The 2,446-nt window shown below is 62.8% G+C and carries 2 protein-coding genes; both read left to right on the top strand.

Annotated features, from left to right (window positions below):
- Window positions 1–113: 113 nt before the first annotated feature.
- Window positions 114–1,391 (top strand): acetyl-CoA C-acetyltransferase, encoded by a 1,278-nt coding sequence (locus ACW9JE_RS30280; protein ID WP_457434854.1) that lies wholly within the window; start codon window positions 114–116, stop codon window positions 1,389–1,391.
- A 195-nt stretch (window positions 1,392–1,586) separates the two neighbouring features.
- The gene (locus ACW9JE_RS30275) at window positions 1,587–2,381 is read left to right on the top strand and encodes an AraC family transcriptional regulator (protein WP_457434853.1); all 795 of its coding nucleotides are present in this window, start codon (window positions 1,587–1,589) and stop codon (window positions 2,379–2,381) included.
- Window positions 2,382–2,446: the final 65 nt, after the last annotated feature.

The raw sequence follows: 2,446 nt of genomic DNA, 5'->3' as shown, positions 1-2,446 counted from the left end.
GGCGTTGTTTCAGTGAGCATCGATGTGGCTGACACGCCGCCTTCGCGAGCAAGCTTCGCTCCTACGGTGGTTGGGAAGGGTTTGGTATCTGAATATTTCATCAGGAGCTTTTCATGACTCAATTGCGCCGCGTCGCGATCATCGGCGGAAACCGGATTCCCTTCGCCCGCTCCAACGGGCCGTTCGCCACGGCCAGCAATCAGGACATGCTCACCGCCGCGCTCGAAGGCCTGATCGAACGCTACAACCTGCATGGCCTGCGTATCGGCGAAGTGGTGGCGGGCGCGGTGCTCAAGCATTCGCGGGACATGAACCTGACTCGCGAATGTGTGCTCGGGTCGCGGCTCTCGCCCACGACCCCGGCCTACGATATTCAACAGGCCTGCGGCACCGGGCTGGAGGCGGCGTTGCTGGTGGCCAACAAGATCGCCCTGGGGCAGATCGATTGCGGCATTGCTGGCGGCGTCGATACCACCTCCGATGCGCCGATCAGCGTCGGCGAAGGCCTGCGCAAGATCCTGCTGCAAGCCAACCGCGCCAAGACCACCGGCGAGAAGCTCAAGACCTTCCTGCAATTGCGCCCCCGGCACCTGATTCCGGAATTTCCGCGCAACGGCGAGCCGCGCACCGGTTTGTCCATGGGCCAGCACTGCGAGCTAATGGCGCAGACCTGGGGCATTTCCCGTGAAGCGCAGGATCAGTTGGCGCTGGAAAGCCACCACAAGCTGGCCGCGTCTTACGCAGAAGGTTGGCACAACGACCTGATGACGCCCTTTCTCGGCCTGACCCGCGACAACAACCTGCGCCCGGACCTGACCCTGGAAAAACTCGCGACCCTGAAAACCGCTTTTGAAAAAAGCGCCAAGGGCACGCTTACCGCCGGCAACTCGACACCGCTCACCGATGGCGCGTCGCTGGTGTTGCTGGGCAGCGAGGAGTGGGCGAAGGAACGTGGCTTGCCGATCCTTGCTTACCTGCGCGACGGCGAAGCGGCGGCGGTGGATTTCGTCAACGGCGCCGAAGGCCTGTTGATGGCGCCGGTGTATGCCGTACCGCGCCTGCTGGCGCGCAATGGCCTGACCCTGCAGGACTTCGACTACTACGAAATCCACGAAGCCTTCGCCGCGCAGGTGCTCTGCACGCTGAAGGCCTGGGAGGATGCGGAGTACTGCAAGACGCGGCTTGGGCTGGATGCGCCGTTTGGCTCGATCGACCGTAGCCGGCTGAACGTCAAAGGCAGCTCGTTGGCGGCGGGGCATCCGTTTGCGGCTACAGGAGGGAGGATTGTGGCGAACCTGGCGAAGTTGCTGGATGCGGCGGGGAAGGGGCGAGGGTTGGTGTCGATTTGTGCGGCGGGGGGGCAGGGTGTGACCGCCATCATCGAACGCTGACAATTTGATCAATTGAAATGACGGACCTGTGGGAGCGGGCTTGCTCGCGAAGAGGCCGTGTCAGTCACCATCAACGTCGACTGACACACCGCATTCGCGAGCAAGCCCGCTCCCACATGGGTCGGCGGTGTTGAATAGATGTGGGACATGGCCTAACGTCGCCCCATCAGCCGTCCAGCAACACAAGGCCCATCAATGCCGACCAACGGACAAGTGTCCCTCGAACGCCGCATCCCGCCCATCACCACACTCCCGCGCCCGCTATACGCTCGGGTCGAGAGCCTGAACGCCGGCTCCTGGACCCCGGCCCACAGCCACGACTGGGTGCAGTTTTCCTACGCCATCAGCGGTGTTCTCGGCGTGCACACCGCCGAAGGCAGTTTCTTTGCACCGCCGCAGTGGGGGATCTGGATTCCGGCGGATCTCGAGCATCAGGTCGTGACCTCGATGCGCGCGGAGATGCGCAGCCTGTATGTGCGTCGCGAGGATTGCCAGTGGGCGGACGGGCGTTGTCGGGTGCTGGAAGTGACGCCGCTGGCCCGGGAACTGATCAAGAGTTTCTGCCTGCTGCCGGTGGAATATCCACAGGGCGACAGCCAGGAAGCGAGGCTGGTGAGCGTGCTGCTGGATCAGTTGGCGAACCTGCCGGAAGTCGGCTTCTCCCTGCCGTTGCCGCGCCATGAACGGTTGCTGGGCTTGTGCAACGAACTGATCGAAAACCCCGAACACACCGTGACCCTGCAGGAATGGGCCGAGCGCCTGGGCATGTCGGAGAAAACCCTGATGCGCCTGTTCCAGCGCGAAACCGGGTTGAGCTTTCGCGGGTGGCGTCAGCGGATGCGGCTGTTGTCGTCGCTGAGCCTGCTGGAAGAGGGGGACAGCGTGACCAATACGGCGCTGGCGTGTGGGTATGACTCGACGTCGGCGTTTATTGCGGCGTTCAAATCACTTTTCGGGTTTACCCCGGGAGAGTTGTTTAGACAGACCTAATGTGGGAGCGGGCTTGCTCGCGAAAGCGGAGTGTCAGTCGACGTATTTGGTGACTGACACGGCCT

The sequence above is a fragment of the Pseudomonas sp. SDO55104_S430 genome (assembly GCF_054070595.1).
The sequence above is the reverse complement of the archived record's forward strand: the minus strand, read 5'-3'. Positions and strand labels throughout refer to the sequence as shown.